Origin of the sequence: Granulicella cerasi (genome assembly GCF_025685575.1) — a bacterium.
GTDB classification, from domain to species: Bacteria; Acidobacteriota; Terriglobia; order Terriglobales; family Acidobacteriaceae; genus Granulicella; species Granulicella cerasi.
The window spans coordinates 1,189,116-1,204,672 of sequence record NZ_JAGSYD010000001.1 but is presented as its reverse complement, the minus strand read 5'-3'; the positions used below and the strand labels follow the sequence as shown (position 1 = coordinate 1,204,672).

Annotated in this window: 12 protein-coding genes and 1 tRNA gene; 6 read left to right on the top strand and 7 right to left on the bottom strand. The window is 62.4% G+C overall.

Translation table 11 applies throughout. The features are described from left to right. Nucleotides 1-17: 17 nt before the first annotated feature. Nucleotides 18-764, top strand: coding sequence for a tetratricopeptide repeat protein (locus tag OHL11_RS04985; protein WP_263370371.1), 747 nt, complete (start codon nucleotides 18-20; stop codon nucleotides 762-764). 48 nt (nucleotides 765-812) lie between these two features. Here the strand turns inward: OHL11_RS04985 and OHL11_RS04980 are convergent, their stop codons facing one another. Then, on the bottom strand, nucleotides 813-3,599 hold the full coding sequence (locus tag OHL11_RS04980) for a DNA translocase FtsK (RefSeq protein WP_263370370.1): 2,787 nt from the start codon (nucleotides 3,597-3,599) through the stop codon (nucleotides 813-815). Nucleotides 3,600-3,903: 304 nt separating this feature from the next. Here OHL11_RS04980 and OHL11_RS04975 point away from each other — a divergent pair, with 304 nt between their 5' ends. Then, nucleotides 3,904-4,683, top strand: coding sequence for an SDR family NAD(P)-dependent oxidoreductase (locus tag OHL11_RS04975; RefSeq protein ID WP_263370369.1), 780 nt, complete (start codon nucleotides 3,904-3,906; stop codon nucleotides 4,681-4,683). Between the two features lie 85 nt (nucleotides 4,684-4,768). On the opposite strand, the gene OHL11_RS04970 is transcribed toward OHL11_RS04975, so the two are convergent. From OHL11_RS04970 to ligA, 3 genes are all read right to left on the bottom strand, one after another. Next, complete coding sequence (locus OHL11_RS04970; RefSeq protein ID WP_263370368.1) at nucleotides 4,769-5,254, bottom strand: RidA family protein; 486 nt, start codon at nucleotides 5,252-5,254, stop codon at nucleotides 4,769-4,771. A gap of 15 nt (nucleotides 5,255-5,269) precedes the next feature. After that, nucleotides 5,270-6,922 carry a flavin monoamine oxidase family protein gene (locus tag OHL11_RS04965; protein WP_263370367.1) on the bottom strand — a complete coding sequence of 551 codons (1,653 nt, stop codon included), beginning with the start codon at nucleotides 6,920-6,922 and terminating at the stop codon, nucleotides 5,270-5,272. Nucleotides 6,923-7,037: 115 nt separating this feature from the next. Then, the gene (gene ligA / locus OHL11_RS04960; RefSeq protein ID WP_263370366.1) at nucleotides 7,038-9,152 is read right to left on the bottom strand and encodes an NAD-dependent DNA ligase LigA; all 2,115 of its coding nucleotides are present in this window, start codon (nucleotides 9,150-9,152) and stop codon (nucleotides 7,038-7,040) included. Nucleotides 9,153-9,254: 102 nt separating this feature from the next. Here ligA and OHL11_RS04955 point away from each other — a divergent pair, with 102 nt between their 5' ends. Both OHL11_RS04955 and OHL11_RS04950 read left to right on the top strand, forming a co-directional pair. Beyond that, nucleotides 9,255-9,527: an oxidative damage protection protein gene (locus OHL11_RS04955; protein WP_263370365.1), complete on the top strand. Its 273-nt coding sequence runs from the start codon at nucleotides 9,255-9,257 to the stop codon at nucleotides 9,525-9,527. A 106-nt stretch (nucleotides 9,528-9,633) separates the two neighbouring features. Next, nucleotides 9,634-9,710 (top strand) — tRNA-Pro (locus OHL11_RS04950). A gap of 46 nt (nucleotides 9,711-9,756) precedes the next feature. Here the strand turns inward: OHL11_RS04950 and OHL11_RS04945 are convergent. The 3 genes from OHL11_RS04945 to OHL11_RS04935 all read right to left on the bottom strand — a co-directional run bounded on the left by OHL11_RS04945 (nucleotide 9,757) and on the right by OHL11_RS04935 (nucleotide 12,070). Next, nucleotides 9,757-10,389 (bottom strand): outer membrane beta-barrel protein, encoded by a 633-nt coding sequence (locus OHL11_RS04945; RefSeq protein WP_263370364.1) that lies wholly within the window; start codon nucleotides 10,387-10,389, stop codon nucleotides 9,757-9,759. A gap of 108 nt (nucleotides 10,390-10,497) precedes the next feature. After that, on the bottom strand, nucleotides 10,498-10,707 hold the full coding sequence (locus OHL11_RS04940; protein WP_263370363.1) for a hypothetical protein: 210 nt from the start codon (nucleotides 10,705-10,707) through the stop codon (nucleotides 10,498-10,500). 49 nt (nucleotides 10,708-10,756) lie between these two features. Further along, a complete protein-coding gene (locus OHL11_RS04935) occupies nucleotides 10,757-12,070 on the bottom strand; it encodes an alkaline phosphatase family protein (RefSeq protein WP_263370362.1) in 1,314 nt (437 codons plus the stop codon). A gap of 145 nt (nucleotides 12,071-12,215) precedes the next feature. On the opposite strand from OHL11_RS04935, the gene OHL11_RS04930 reads away from it, so the two are divergent. Beyond that, nucleotides 12,216-13,931: a hypothetical protein gene (locus OHL11_RS04930; protein WP_263370361.1), complete on the top strand. Its 1,716-nt coding sequence runs from the start codon at nucleotides 12,216-12,218 to the stop codon at nucleotides 13,929-13,931. Nucleotides 13,932-13,972: 41 nt separating this feature from the next. Then, on the top strand, nucleotides 13,973-15,289 hold the full coding sequence (locus tag OHL11_RS04925; protein WP_263370360.1) for an alpha/beta fold hydrolase: 1,317 nt from the start codon (nucleotides 13,973-13,975) through the stop codon (nucleotides 15,287-15,289). The last annotated feature ends 268 nt before the right edge of the window (nucleotides 15,290-15,557 follow it).

The window sequence follows — 15,557 nt, the reverse complement described above, 5'->3', positions numbered from 1 at the left end:
GCGTCTACTCTGTTGTGGTGCGTGTTCTCCTCTCAGCCATAGTCTTCACGTCGTTCATCGCAGCCAACGCGCAGAACGTGCAGCCTCCTGCTCTGGTCTCCGCGCGCGAGGCGCTGACGGCCCGGAACCCAGCGCTCGCGAAGACGCGCTATGAAGAGTTCGCCAAGGCACATCCCACTGACGCGCGCGCGCCGCAGGGGATGGGCGACGCCGAACTGATGATGCATCAGTACGAAGCTGCGGAACTCGACTATCGCCGCGCTGTGATGATTGATCCGAACCTATGGCCCGCGCACAAGAGCCTCGTGCTCGTCGAAGCCAAGCTCGGTCGTTGGGATGACTTCGAAAGCGAGCGCAAACTCCTGCATGATGCGCGCGTGCGCGGTGCAGACAACATCTCCGCGAAGGAGTCTGACCTCATCGATAGCTTCGAGGTTGCGGGTAAGCCGTGGCTGGTGCGCGAGTACTTCGTCCCTATGGGCCGCTCCGAAGCACGCTATAACTTCGAACACTTCACCCCTGAAGGCAAGGCCAGCGAGTACATCTCGCTCGAGCGCGCGGACGCGGCGAAGACAGCCCTGGAGCGCGCGCCGCAGGTGGTGATCGGCAAAGACGACATCCCCGCCGCACCCGGAGAGTTCGCGCTGAACTGGTACACAGGTTCGGGTCACGGGACGATTCGTCACTACAAGCAGGAGCCGAGCTATCGCACCCTGCGCGCTGACACCATGCGCTGGCTGCGAGCGCGAGCAGCGCACAAGTAAGAAAGCCGAGCCAGAGGCTCGGCTTTTCGCGAGGTGCGCGGTCCGCGTTTACCGCATCGCCGCATCGACTTCGCTGTAGAAGTCCGGACGTTTGAGGATCTCACGTGGCTTCGAGCCATCTGCCGGACCTACGAGGCCGTCCTGCTCCATCATGTCGATCAGGCTTGCCGCGCGCCCATAGCCGATGCGCAAACGACGCTGCAGCAACGACGTCGATGCCTTGCCAAACTCGAAGACAAGACGAACCGCGTCGTCGAACATCGGGTCGTTGTCTTCGCGATCGCCGCCGGAGCCGCCTTCAGGATTCCCGTTCTCGTCCTTCGGACCTTCGAGGAAGCCTTCGGCGTACTCGGCCTCACCCTGTGCGCGCCAGAATTCCGTCACGGCGGAGATTTCCTTCTCGGTCACAAAAGGCGCATGAACACGCTGCAAACGCGAGGTGCCCGGCGGGAGATAAAGCATGTCGCCGCGACCCAGCAGACTCTCAGCGCCGTTGGAATCGATGATGGTGCGCGAGTCGACCTTCGTCGCAAGACGGAAGCTCATACGCGTCGGCACGTTCGCCTTAAGCAAGCCAGTGATGACGTCTACCGACGGGCGCTGCGTTGCGAGCACAAGATGGATGCCGACAGCGCGGGCCATCTGCGCGATGCGCGTGATCGCCTCTTCGACGTTTGCACGGTCAAGCATCATCAAGTCGGCAAGCTCGTCGATGATGATCATGATGTACGGCAGCGGTTCCTGGTTTACGTCCTCGAAGAGATAGTCGCTGCCGTTGTCGAAGAGTTTGTTGAACTGGTCGATGTTGCGAACGTGGTTTGCAGCGAGCAGCTTGAGGCGGCGCTCCATCTCCTTCACCGCGTTACGCAGCGCATTCGCCGCCTGTTTGGCTTCGGTGATGATCGGCGTGAAGAGATGCGGGATGCCCTCGTACATGCCGAGTTCCACGCGCTTCGGATCCACGAGGATCATGCGCACCTGCTCGGGCGTGGACTTGAAGAGCACGCTCATGATCATCGCGTTGATCGCCACGGACTTGCCGGAGCCCGTCGAACCCGCGATGAGCACGTGGGGCATCGACGCAAGATCCGCTGTCACGATAGCGCCGTTGATGTCTTTGCCAAGCGCGATCGCCAGACGCGACTTCGACTGCGCAAACGATTCGCACTCGACCACATCTCGCAGCCAGATCGTTTCGCGCTCGCTGTTCGGCACCTGAATGCCCACCGTGGACTTGCCTTGCATGCGCTCGATCAGCACGCTTTCCGCAGCCATCGCGAGGCAAAGATCATCGGCCAGGCCGGTCACCTTGGAGTACTTCACACCCGAGTCGGGCTTGAATTCAAACGTCGTAACAACGGGGCCGGGATTGATCTGCTCGACTTTGCCCTGCACACCGAACTCAGCGCACTTCTCGACCAACATGCGAGCTTCATCGCGAAGTTGATCTTCGCGAACGGTGGTCTGCTCTTCGCTGCGATAGAGCAGCGAAGACGGCGGCAGCTTATAGCCGCGGATCGACTTCGGTGTGATCGCGATGGACCTGATGTCCGCATCGGCACGGCGCCCGAAGGCGATGTTCTGATCGCGCAGGTCTGCCATCGGCGAGGGCATTGGCGGAGGAGGCGGCACGGGCTGAATGCGACGCGGCGACTCTGGCGCGGCCTGCGGCTCCGCACGCTGCACGAGCTGCGGACGCATCGGCTCGGCCACAGGGATGCGCGCAGGAGGAGGCTCGGGCATGTCCACGCTCTCAAACGAGGCGCGGCCGAAGGTCGCGCGCTCCGGCGCGTCCAGCCAACCATCGTCTTCGATCGGCTCATACGACTCGGCGCGAGCCACAGTCGGCTCTTCCATGTGCATCGGCATCACCGCTTCGCGAATGGGCGCTGCGGCCGCGGCGAGTTCGGCAGCAAACGGCGCAGCCGCAGCCGCGGCCTTTGCAATCGAGGTCGCGCCAATGGCTTCGACATCGGTACGTGGCAGCGAATCCCACACCGAGGGTGTTTCACCACCAAAGTGAGCACGATCGTGGTCGTCGTCGGCTGCGGTCTCAGCCACAGCACGCTTGCGACGGAAGAGCGAGAGGAAGCCTGCGACCAATGAGTTCTTGCGCTGCTCTTCGGCGACCTCATCCTGCATCGGTTCGAACTTCAGGCGAGCTGCCACGCGCGAGTGGCGCTCGTTCAGATCAGCTTCAGCAGGTTCAACATTCTCTTCCTTGTCCGAACGCCAGGATGCGATGCGCACCTTCGTCTTGCCAACGAATGCGGTATGTTCGGCGAACCATTCGCGAGCCATCGCGATGAGGAAGGTGGTGGACAGATAGATCGACAGCGCGACCATGAGGCCAGCGATCGTCGCAGCACCGGGCAGATTGACAAAGCGGACGAGACCATCCGCCACGATGCGGCCTTCGACCCCAGCGATGGGAAGCGCATGGGCCCACAGGAGATGCACGGGCAGCAACGCGATCACAGCAGGTGCGAAAAGCATCCACAGCACAAGGCCGATGGACTTCGCCACAGGCGCGCCGACAGCGCGCGAGCGCATCCAGCAGACGCCAGTGCGAATCAGCACAAGCGGAAGCACGAAGATCGCCACGCCGAAGAGTTGCAGCAATAGATCGCTGGTGTAGGCGCCAACCACGCCGGTCCAGTTATGCGCGGGGCGCGTTGAGGTAACAGCGGCGACGGTGTTGAAGGAGGGATCCGACGGCGTATAGGTCAACAGCGCAAGCAGAAGGAGGCCGGCGCCAGCAAGCACGCAGAGGCCGAACATTTCATTCAATCGGCGGCTGCGCGTGGGCGCGTAAACGAGTCTCTGTGGTCGCATGTCGTGGTCCCCTTCAAAAACAGAAACGAGACGCGGGCAGGCCACGTCATCGCCAGCGCTGGTGCGCCACGGAGGCAGGCCGAGCACCACCAGAGCAAATCAATTCTTCCATAGCAGGGTGCGGGTTCCGCAGCGCAGGAACCACGGTCGATAACCGCCGCTGAACTGGAATTGACGTGGCGAAAGCGCGTTCCAGCGGCGATCCGTGCAATCCTGCATCCTGGGAAGGGCTTACGCCGTCCCATCTATAGAACAACTGTGCGCCACTCCGCGCGCTCGAACGACTGAATCGAGGAGCAACACTGTGGCACTTTCTCTCAAGGGCAAGCGTGTATTTGTAACCGGCGCAAGCGCGGGCATCGGCGAAGCGACCGCAAAGGAGTTCGCCAAGCAGGGCGCAAACGTGCTGATCTGCGCACGTCGTCTCGAACGCCTGACGAAGCTCGAAGCCGAGCTGAAAGAGCTGGGCGCGCCTGAAGTTTTCAGCTTTCAGCTCGACGTCACCGATCGCGACGAGGTGCAGGGCACCATCGCAACGCTGCCCGCCGAGTGGCGCGAGATCGACATCCTCGTCAACAACGCCGGCTTGTCGCGCGGACTCAACAAGCTCTACGAGGATGACGTCGACAACTGGGAAGAGATGATCGACACGAACGTGAAGGGCTTGCTCTACGTGACGCGTGCGGTCGTACCGGGCATGGTGGCGCGCAACAGCGGACACGTCATCAACCTCGGCTCCATCGCGGGCCTTGCAGCATATCCCGGCGGCGCGGTCTACTGCGCGACGAAGGTCGCTGAGCGCTACATCACCGACGGCCTGCGTATCGACGTGAACGGCACCGACCTGCGCGTGACGACGATCGACCCTGGGATGGTGGAGACCGAGTTCAGCGTCGTGCGCTATCGCGGCGACGAGGAAAAGGCCGCGAAGGTCTACGCGAACATCGAACCCCTGCTCGCTGAAGACATCGCCGACGCGATCGTGTGGGCCGCAACTCGCCCCGCGCACGTGTCGATCCAGACGATGGTGCTCTGCCCGACCGCGCAAGCAAGCGCGTATGTGGTGACGCGAGGCGCGAAGTAGGCAGCGCTTGGGGGCAGCATATGCAAGACAAAAGCCTGCGCTTCAGCGCAGGCTTTGTCGTCACGTGCGAACGGCTAACCGCTATCTACTTGCTTCTAACAGCAATCACTTCAATCTCCACCAGCCCCCACGGCGCTGCGAGCGCGGCAACCTGCACCGCCGAACGCGCAGGCTTGTTCGGCTGCTCCTTTGTGCCGAAGAACTTCGTGTAGCTCGCCTGCAGACCGGGGAAATCAAGCTTGCCGCCCTTCGCCGGATCGCCTGCGAGGAAGACCGTCATCTTCACGACATCCTTCATGTCGAGCCCCTGCGACTTCAGCAACGCCTGAATCTTCATCAGCGCGCTCAGCGACTGCTGTTCCGTGTTGCCATACACCGCAGCGGTTCCCTTCGCTGGATCAGCAGGCGTAATCGGATCAGCAAGCTGGCCAGAGCAGTAGAGCGTATCGCCCGCCCACACCGCGTTCGCGATCGGCATCTTCTCGCTCGGCTGAATATGCTTCACTTCGGTTTGCGCAAACGCAGCGCTCGAGCACAACACGGTTACAGCAAGAGCAAACTTCATCTTCATCGCAATCTCCTTCGGTTATGCGTTCACATTCCTGGTAGCTGTAGCGAGTCGAGCGTGCTTCACCACGTTGTCGAGCATGCCGACGACGCGGTGGCTGCTCTCCGCCGCGCCCTCCTGCCAGCCGACGATGTGGCTCATGTGGTCGCCGGAGAGGAAGAACGGGCCGTCCTGCTGCAGCAGCTCTTCGTAGTTCGCCTGGTTCGATCCGATGGGCCGCGCCGACGCGCGCGCGGAGCCCTGCGAAACCGCCGACGCGTTGCGCTCCTGCCCCGCGCCGTAGGTGTCGATCCACGAGCCCTCGTTGAACGGGATCTTGCCCCAGTTCACGTAGAGCGGCTTCTCGAGTTCTTTGCCCTTGCCGGGATGCAGCCGCTCGATCGTCTTGCGGCTCTCCGCAAACTTCTGCTCGAGCGTCATCTTCGCCAGCGGCGTCATGTGCTCTTCGGTGTATCCCGAAACAAAGACTCCGCGCTCCGAGAAGAATTTGTCCGAGGGGAACCACACCGGCGAGCAGCCTACGTTCACGAACTCGAGGCCCCCGTAGATGTTGTAATCCTGTTCCCAGAAACGGCGGCTTTCCCACGCGATCTTATAGGCGTCGCCGTAGACGGATTCGCCGATGATCTTCTGCGTCGGCGCGCTGAGGTCATTCGGAATCTTCTTCAACTGCGTCAACGGCATCGCGCAGATGCAGTAGTCCGCCTCGAGGTGCTCTTCGACACCCTTGTGCTTGTAGCCAATGCGAACGCCCTTGGACGTGCGGCGCATCTCCGTCACTGGCGACTCATACTTGATGATCGAGCCGAGCGACTTCGCAAACGCATACGGGATGCGGTCCATGCCGCCGACCGGCTGGAACATCGTTGCCTGCCAATCGAAGGTCTCTTCGTACAGCAAGCCGTTCCAGAACTCCGCGTCGAGCAACGTATGCATATCAAGCGGCTTGGTGAGCGAGCCTGTCTGTTCACCTGCGCCGGGCATCACGTCATAACCTGCGCGGTCGGAGCCAGCGTACTTACCTGCATCATCCAGCGGACCGTAGAGCCGCAGGAAGTCCAACATGCGCTGCTTGTCCTGGCCAGTGAACTCCTGATCGAGCGAGCCGCCGAGGATCGACTTCGACAGCAACTCCGAAACATGGCCACGCGTGTCGTTGATCGCCTGACGCTGCACCACAGGCTTGCCGCCGTTGGCGTTGTCGTTCTGCAGAAAGCTCGAGCGCGTGGTGTTCACTTCTACCTGCAGCTCTACGCCGAAGGTCTTCGCATAGCCGAGCATCAGTTTGTGGACGGAGGGCAGACGCGCGGGACCGAAGTTCTGGTAGTGCCCTTCGTCCCATGTACAGTGCTGCACGGTGCCGTCGAGGAACTCGATCTTATCGCCGCGACGCACGCTCCAGTTGCGTCCGCCCGGCCGCGAGCGCGCTTCGAGCAGCGTCACCTCGTAGCCACGTGCGCGCAGTTCATACGCCGCCACCAACCCTGCGATGCCGCCGCCGAGAACAACGACCTTCACACCCTTGCCGTGGCCCGCAGCCACCTCGGGAGCGCCGATACTCGCCTCCGCATAGGTGGGAAAAAGTCCAAGGCCTTGCATCGCCACAACGGCCGCTGAATATCCACCAGCCTGCCCTACACGTGCCAGAAACTGCCGGCGCGTCACGCTCATCCGCGTACACCTGTCCTCTCGGGTGTTGGAACCACGTTGTCTTTATGGGTTGTTCAGAGGTGCTCTGACTGTGACTGTAACCCACGAGCAACAGTGGCGCGAGGACTTTTGTGCGCTACTCGGACAGAAGTTGCTGCAGGCCTGCTTCATCTACGACAGGCACGCCAAGCTGTTGCGCCTTCTCGAGCTTCGATCCCGCTTCTTCGCCAGCGACGACATAGCTCGTCTTCTTCGACACAGAACCTGAGACCTTGCCACCCGCGGCTTCGATCAACGCCTTCGCATCATCGCGGGTCATCGTGGGCAGCGTGCCCGTGAGCACAAACGTAAGTCCTGCAAACTTCGTGCCGATCTCACGCTTCTCCGCAGTCATGTCCACGCCCAGTTCGCGCAGACGCGCCACGAGCTCTGCGTTGCGGTCCACCGCGAAAAACTCGGCGATCGCCTCGGCGACCTTGGGCCCGACTTCGTTGACCGCCTCCAACTCCTCGCGTGAGGCCGCGATCAACGCGCTCACATCGCCGAAGTGCTGTGCAAGCAACTGTGCCGTGCGCTCGCCCACGAAGCGAATGCCAAGCCCCATCAGCACGCGCGCAAGTCCGCGCTGCTTGCTGCGTTCGATCTCATCGACCAACGCCTGCGCGGTCTTTTCGCCGACGCGCTCGAGTTCGACGAGCTTGGCGACATTCACCTTTGCCGGATCATAGAGGTCGGCGATCGTTGTTACCAGCGGCTCGCGCACCTGTACCGGCTCGCCGGTCTCGCTCACGGCTTCGGACTCGAGTTCCGCATCGTCTTCCGTGATCGATTCAAGAGCCTGTCCCAGCAACTGCGCGACCATCGACTCGCCGAGGCCTTCAATGTTCATCACGCCACGCGATGACCAGTGCAGCATCGCGCCCGCAATGCGCGCGGGGCAGCTTTCATTCACGCAACGCCAATCAACCTCGCTCTCCTCCTTCACCAGCGGGCTTTCGCAGATAGGACAGATCTGCGGGAACTCCACCGAGCGGCCGTGCGGCGCAGCAGAGACCACATGCGTGATCTTCGGGATCACATCGCCACCGCGTTCGACGGCAACTGTATCGCCGATCTTTACACCGAGGCGCGCAATCTCGTCGGCGTTATGCAGCGTCGCGCGCGCGACTGTCGTGCCGCCGATGAAGACCGGCTTCAACGCAGCGACAGGCGTGATCTTGCCGGTGCGCCCGACCTGAAACAACACATCTTCGAGCACAGTGTTCGCTGCGCGCGCGGGAAACTTGTAAGCGATCGCCCAGCGCGGGGCTTTGCCAGTGAAGCCAAGCCGACGCTGTTGCGCAATCGAGTCCACCTTGATCACGACGCCGTCGATGTCATACGGCAGCGAGTCACGCACGGCATCGGCGTCGTCGATGAACTTCAACACTTCGTCGATCGTCTTCGCGCTGCGCGTCTGCTTGTTCACCAGGAAGCCAGCGGTACGCAACGACGCCAACGCCTCACTCTGCTCCGCGATGAACGACTCGCCGTCGCGCAGCAGGAAGTAAGAGAAGTACTCCAAGCGCCGCTGCGCCACGATGTTCGGTTCCAGCGTGCGGATCGTTCCCGCAGCCGCATTGCGCGGGTTCGCCGCAGGGGCCATGCCTGCAGCCACGCGCTCCTCGTTCATCTTTGCAAAAGCCTTCTGCGGCAGCACGACTTCACCACGCACCTCGAAGGACTGCGGCAGGCCCGCTTCCTTCAACTTCTTCGCGCTGATGTGCAACGGCACCGAGCGGATCGTGCGCACGTTCGTCGTCACATCTTCGCCGATGCTTCCATCACCACGCGTGATGCCGGTCGAAAGCACAGCCTCGCCTCCGCTGCCGGGAACATAATTCACGGCCAACGAAAGGCCGTCGAGCTTCAGTTCGCAAACGTAGCCTGCCTTCTCGCCAGCCGCGAGCCCAGCCTGCACCCGCTCAGCCCAGGCACGAAGTTCGTCGGCGTTATAGGCGTTATCGAGCGAAAGCATCGGCCGCGAGTGCGCGACCTTGGCAAAGCCCTCCTTCGGCTTGCCACCCACGCGCTGCGTCGGCGAGTCCGGCGTCACCAGTTCAGGATGCTCGGCCTCGAGCGCCTTCAGGCGATTCATCGCCTCGTCGTACTGCCAATCTTCCCAGGTCGGTGCGTCGAGCACGTAGTAGAGATGCTCGTGGTGGCGGAGTTCTTCGCGGAGGGCTTCGATCTGCTGGTGGGCGCTCGACATGGCAAGAAGCAGTATAGGTCGCCGGGCCGTGCGTGCGGTCGTTGAAGAAATTCCCGCCGCGACACTGTAAACTGGAGAGCGAATAAAGGAGATTTTCCGCACATGGCGCACATGGTGTTCTGCACGAAGTACAAGCAGGAGATGGAAGGGCTCGATGAGCCGCCGTTCGACTCGGATTTCGGACAGAAGATTTTTAAGAATGTTTCCAAGCAGGCCTGGGGCGAGTGGCTCGAGCGCCAGAAGATGCTGCTGAACGAGTATCGTCTGCAGCCCTGGACGCGTGAAGCGCAGGAGTTCCTCGTCGAGCAGATGAACGAGTTCTTCTTCGGCTCCGGCGGCGAGTTGCCCAAGGAATTCGTAGCGCCGACGCACTAAACCTGCGTGGCTACAGCAGAAACGGCTTCGCCACCGCGCGAAGCCGTTTTGCGTTACACTAGAGAAACCCCGCGCGAGTTGAACAAACTGGCGCTCCGTAACAAGTCGGGACGTGGCTCAGCCTGGTAGAGCGCACCCTTGGGGTGGGTGAGGTCGCTAGTTCGAATCTAGTCGTCCCGACCATTTTTTCCTTCTTACATTTTGTGAGGCGTATCCCCTTCTTTCGAGGCTATCGACAGAAGAAGCAAGCACGCTTGCGCGGCGGGAAGGTATACGCGAGGCCAATCGTTCCTGCGGTGGCCATCACGTGACCGGATGCTGCCACCGGAGTCGCGTAACGCTGCTCCTGGAGATCGACCACGACGCGCCATTCGTCGCTCATGCGATAGCGCAGGCCTCCGCCACCGACAAATACATTGCCATCGGTAATCGTGTAATACGTCAAGCGATGGTTTGGATCGAGATAGCCGTCGGGACCAAAATCCAGCGAGCCCCTGCCGACGAGAACGTTCGCGTAAGGCTCAAAGCGACGATATTGATAGCGGACGCGTGGCCCGATCAGGATGTTCTTCTGCGCGACCAACGAGCCGCGATCGACCGGGTAGGTGCCCCGCAACTCCAGCGAAAACGCGAGACGGTTCGCGGGCTGAAAGTCGAGATCGCACCCTGCCGTCACAGACAGATTGCGCGTATTGCCAAAGCCGGTGCGCGTTCCTGTGGCGCCTGCAAAGAGCGTAAAGCTGATAGCGCGCGCCGCCGTGACCTCGGCTTGTGCATGGGCCTTGACCGCTGAAAACCGAGCCGCGAAAACGAAGAGCAGAGCCGCGGCCATCATCGATCGGCTGCGAGGGAGAAGCATCATTGAGTCACCTTCAAATTCAGCGTGGCAGTCTGCGTGTGTCCGGCTGCATCCGTGCCTGTCACCAGCATGGACTGGCCGCCCGTGGAAACGGTGGTGAGCGTGGAGCAGCTAGCGGTGCAACAGAACGTGAATCGGCGGGGCCACGGAGAGCGACCAGGCGATGTCCGGCAAGCCGTCACCGTTGATGTTACCGACGATAAGGAACGCGGGATCGCCCGGCGTTGGGACCTTGCGAGAATTCGAGAACGTCTCCGTGGCCAGAGCCGAAAGCGAAGACAAAAACAGCAGCGTGAACAGGACCAGCGAGCGCAGCTTCATGGGTTTGGGTGTGCCCCAGTATACCGCCCCCTTGAAGGCGCTCGACCGCTTACCTCCCGCTGAAGATCGCGTCGACAGGCTTGCCATCGACGTTCTTCATCTCGATACCGAGCAGACGCGCGATCGTCGGCGCGATGTCGATGTTGTTGAACTCAGGGATCTCTCCGCGTTTCGCAACGCCTGCCCCGGAGGCGATGAAAATCGACTTCATCAACGGCTCTGTATTGGGGTAGCCGTGCGCGCCCTTGTTCTTCTCACGCGCAGGGCCAAAAGCGAAGCCGTTGGCCGCATACAGCAGAAGGTCACCTGCCTGGTCCGTCTGCGCGGGCGTGGGCCAGCCTTCCTTCGCTGCCTCTTCCGGCAGCAGGGCGGAACGAATGCCTTCGCTCCCGGTGAAGAGCTTCTTGAGTTGCGCTGCGGAGTCGGGCGTGGCGTGCTTCTGGTAGACCAGCGCGAAACCTCCGTCGTTCAACGCGAACGCGGGGTTTGCGACGCCGGGGCCTTGCAGTCCGGCCTTGATCAGCACGTCGTTCGGATCGACGAACTTCTGCACACTCATCTGACCGTGATCGGAAACCACCAGGAAGGTCGTATGGGCGAGATCCCCTGCATCGCGCACGGCGTCGACGATCTCCTTCACACGATCATCGAGAAACGCGATCGTGTTGATGCCCGAGTCATTGCCCCAGCCGGTCTTGTGCTCAATGCTGTCGAGCGACAGCAGATGGACGAGCAGCAGGTCCGGGTGATGCTTGCGGATGATGTCCCTGGCTGCGGCGGTGTACATGCGATCGCGCCAGGCCTGCGAGCCTTTGTGCCAGTGTGCGAGCTCGCCTTCGGTGATCGTGCCCTGTTGCACGAGGTCCTGCTCAATCTCGCCATGCGGTTCGGTGTACTCGGTGAAACGCCAGGTGATGCCATCGGCCTTCTCGATGGCGACCCAGTCAACCTCTGCGGTCGTCAGTCCCGCAGCGTGCGCGGCGTCATACACCGTCGGCACCGCGACGAGCACACTCTTCGGTGTGTGCGCGACGCTGCTCGGCGCTTTGTCCGTGCGCTGGTCGACGATCAGGCCGTTCACCAGCAGGTGATGTTTGCTGGCGTTCACGCCCGTCACCATCGCCGTGTGGTTTGGCCAGGTCACTGAAGGGTTGATCGGATTCATGGCGCGAGCGTAGGCTCCATCACGCATCATGGCGTGCAGCGTCGGCGCGGGCAGCATCGGGTCGTGCAGGCTTTCTGCGCCGAAGGCATCGAGGCTGATCACCACCACTTTGTGCTGCGCCCTGGTCTGCGCTCCTGCCGCTACTGCACCCGCAAGCAATGCCGCCTGCGCTACCCAACCCATCGCCTTCAGAACCATGAACTCCACCCTTCGTCGTCTCGCGCCTCCATCCTAAACCGCCTTCAAGGAGGAACCACGCGTGGTTCCACCGTACCGTTGTGTCATGTACCCGTGATGACAGAGTCGTACTCTCGGAGAAGAGCTAGTCGCAGCTCGCCTATTCATGACAAATAAGCTCGTTCGTTCCGTTTCGCTGGCAGGTGTGCTGGCTTTGGCTCCTGAGTTTGCTCTCGCGCAGGCGAGCACCCCGTACGTCATCACTCCCGATGCAACCACCGCTCAGGCCAGTACGACGCCGGTGACGCATGCGCGTCGAAAGCCCGTGCGCCGCAAGGTGGCCGGGCCTGCCGTCGTGAATTCGGCTGACGTGCCGCCGGTTCCTGAGGACCAGATCCACCCCATCGACCTGAACGGGGCGGCGGCGACGACACAGGCTCCCACAACGCGCGTCAGAACGCGATCCACGGCGGTTCGCACGCAGCGCCTTCCGGCACGTGCGCTTCCTCCGGAGGACCACGCCGCAACTGGAGCCGCCGGCAGCGAAACCGTCGTCCCCCTGGGGACCGAAATCGTGCCCGCAACGCAGGTTCCAGCCCGTCCGCAAGGCACGCTCGCGCCGATGGACAGTATTCCTGAGCCGGCGACGCGCACAGACGATGTTGCGCAGGCGCCTGCGGGTAGCGAGAACGTCGTCCCACTCGGGACTGAGATCTATCCGAAGACCGCCGTGCCCGCGCCGAGCAACGAGACGCTCGCTCCGCTGCAACACACTCCCACTGGGGTCTACGAGTCGGCTCCGCCCCCGACCGCAGGCAACGACCACATTCCCGGTCTGGGCAATGAAATCTACCCCGCGCCGAAGACGGCTGCGGCTGCCGATCAGCCCGCTCCAGGCACGCCGGTGTACGCTCAGCCGGGCCAGCCGTCGACGTATCAGTACACGGTTCCCGCCAAGCCGAAGGACGCAGCTCCGGCCGCGTCACCCCTGCCGCCGACCCAGTATGCGCAACCGGGGCAGCCTGATCCGCAGACCGGAATGCCCATCGGCGTGCTGCCGCCGGGTGTGAGCTATGCTCCCCAGCCGCAGTCTGTGGGTGTGGGCGAGCCCCCGCTGCAGGGCCGCGTTCTCGGCGAGCAACCGCCACAGCGAGGAGACGACCTTCCGCCCGCGCCGATTGTGCACCGCGAAGGCGTGCGCCCCTTCAGCGCCTTGGCCGTGCAGATGAAAGCTGGTTCGCAGGGTACGGGACTCGAGTTCGCCACGCCGCTCGCCAAGCGCTTCAACCTGCGCGTCGGCGGCACGTACTTCTCCTATGCGAGCGACTTCAACGTCGATGGCATGCAGATCAACGGTGCGTTCTTCCTGCGCTCAGGCACGGTTGGCGTAGACATCATGCCGTTCAACAACTGGTTCCGCATCACGCCCGGCATGACGATCTACAGCGGCAACTCGCTGCACGCCACCACCTACGTGCCCGGCGGGGGCAAGTTTTCGCTTGGCGACGACGACTATACCTCTGACCCGACGAACCCCGTACACGGCGTAGCGCATATGAACTTCGCGCGAAACTACGGCCCCAGCCTCACCTTCGGCACCAGCAACATGATTCCGCGCAGCGGCCGTCATTGGAGCATCCCCGTCGATATCGGCTTTGAATACCTCTCGCAGCCAAAGCTGACGATGGTGCTCGCCGGCAGCGCCTGCGGCTCGCAGAACGGCAGCTACGGCTGCAGTGACATCGCCACCGACCCCGACGCGCAGACCAGCCTGGCGCAGCAGGTGCAGAACATCAACAACGACATCAGCCCGCTGCGTTTCTACCCGGTCATCACCGTCGGATTTTCGTGGGCGTTTCACTCCAGCCGCTGGGAGCGATAGCGGCAACCTCGCAGGTTGAGTAGAATCAGCGGTACACCGTCATGCGATCGTACTTACGCGCGTTGAAGCGCTGCGCTGCCCTTCCCCTGGTTGCCACCCTGTTCTGCCTGCCCGCGGCGCACGCCGCTGGCGGCGGCAAAAGCTCTTCAGAGCTACGTCCCAGCAGCACCGACACGCTTCGCGGCCCGCTCGGGCTTACCGAGGTGGGTGTGCTGACCGGCGCGCCGTACCGCATCGACATCCCGGCCGACTGGAACGGCTCGCTGGTCGTCTTCTACCACGGCTATTCCATGACGAACGTGACCTTCCACATCGCCGAGCGCCTCGGCGGCCAGCAGGCACCGTTCCTCGAGCGCCACTACGCGGTGATCCAGAGCGGATACTCGCAGCCCGGCTGGGCGCTGCCGCAGGCATACCCCGAAACCGAAGCGCTGCGTCGATACTTCGTGAAGCGCTACGGCCAGCCGAAGGAAACCTACGTCTCCGGTGGATCGATGGGCGGAGCGCTCACAATGGTGACGCTGGAGTTGAACCCCAAGCCCTACATGGGTGGGCTCGATCTCTGCGGCGCCGTCGGCCCGACGTACGTTTCGTTCGATCGCCGCTTCGCCATGCGCGCGGCCTTTGACTTCTACTTCCCCAACGTCATGCCGTCGCTGCTGAACGTGCCCGACGACTACATCGCCAACAACGCCGAGCGTGACAAGGTGATGGCCGCGCTGAAGAAGGACCCGAAGTCCGCCGAGATCATGCGCCACCTGCTCACCGTGCATACGGACACCGGCGTGGCCTCAAATATCGCGTACTTCACCTATGTTGTTGCGGACATGATCCGCCGCAGCGGTGGCAATCCCTTCGACAATCGCAACTACATCTACACCGGCACCACTCCCGGCGACTCGCACATGGACTACGCGTTGAACGACGGCGTGAAGCGCTATGCCGCCGAGCCGAAGGCGCGCGAGTACCTGCTGCGCCACTACACGCCCAGCGGACGTCTCACCAAGCCGATGCTCGCCGTCCACACCGTCTACGACCCGATCATCCCTGCCAGCACGCTGATGCTGTACAACCAGCAGGTCGAGCTCGAAGGCTTCGGTGACAACCTCGTGCAGCAGTACGTGCGCAGCGAGGGCCACTGCAACATCAACGGTGCAGAAGAGCTGCGCGCCTTCGACGAACTCGTCGAATGGGTTCACCACGGCGCGCGCCCTCAGCCCGGCCTGCTGAAGCTGCTGACACCCGCCAGCAAGGAACCCACGAAAACGCCGCTCTCGGTGCCCGGTGTGAAGGACCTGCCCAAGAACCAGCCGCTGCAGCCCGGCGTGAAGGAACCCGGTGCCGCAGGCAAGCAGTAAATCTCAAGGTTCCCGCCCGTTGCCGTTCACGCGCGTATTGCGTGCGCCGCTTATAATGGCCTATGGCCTCTAACAAGCCGGAGATGACGATCTCTGGTGCGGGATCGAACCCGGAGACGCACGCAGCGAGCACCCTCGGCTTGCAAGCCGACGCCGTGCTTGGCGTGTCTACCCTTTCTCCCAGCGAAAGCGGCCTCGTCGCTGAAGCCGCGGCGCCCTCTATCCCCCATGCCATTCCTGTTGTGCCCATCAAGACGGCGCTCGATGA

What these genes read in the sequence shown, in the direction of transcription:
- OHL11_RS04980 (WP_263370370.1), bottom strand. Translation starts at nt 3,599, where the DNA reads ATGCGACCACAGAGACTCGTTTACGCGCCCACGCGCAGCCGCCGATTG.
- OHL11_RS04940 (WP_263370363.1), bottom strand. Translation starts at nt 10,707, where the DNA reads ATGAAGCTGCGCTCGCTGGTCCTGTTCACGCTGCTGTTTTTGTCTTCG.
- ligA (WP_263370366.1), bottom strand. Translation starts at nt 9,152, where the DNA reads ATGTCGAGCGCCCACCAGCAGATCGAAGCCCTCCGCGAAGAACTCCGC.
- OHL11_RS04955 (WP_263370365.1), top strand. Translation starts at nt 9,255, where the DNA reads ATGGCGCACATGGTGTTCTGCACGAAGTACAAGCAGGAGATGGAAGGG.
- OHL11_RS04965 (WP_263370367.1), bottom strand. Translation starts at nt 6,922, where the DNA reads ATGAGCGTGACGCGCCGGCAGTTTCTGGCACGTGTAGGGCAGGCTGGT.
- OHL11_RS04935 (WP_263370362.1), bottom strand. Translation starts at nt 12,070, where the DNA reads ATGGTTCTGAAGGCGATGGGTTGGGTAGCGCAGGCGGCATTGCTTGCG.
- OHL11_RS04930 (WP_263370361.1), top strand. Translation starts at nt 12,216, where the DNA reads ATGACAAATAAGCTCGTTCGTTCCGTTTCGCTGGCAGGTGTGCTGGCT.
- OHL11_RS04970 (WP_263370368.1), bottom strand. Translation starts at nt 5,254, where the DNA reads ATGAAGATGAAGTTTGCTCTTGCTGTAACCGTGTTGTGCTCGAGCGCT.
- OHL11_RS04925 (WP_263370360.1), top strand. Translation starts at nt 13,973, where the DNA reads ATGCGATCGTACTTACGCGCGTTGAAGCGCTGCGCTGCCCTTCCCCTG.
- OHL11_RS04945 (WP_263370364.1), bottom strand. Translation starts at nt 10,389, where the DNA reads ATGATGCTTCTCCCTCGCAGCCGATCGATGATGGCCGCGGCTCTGCTC.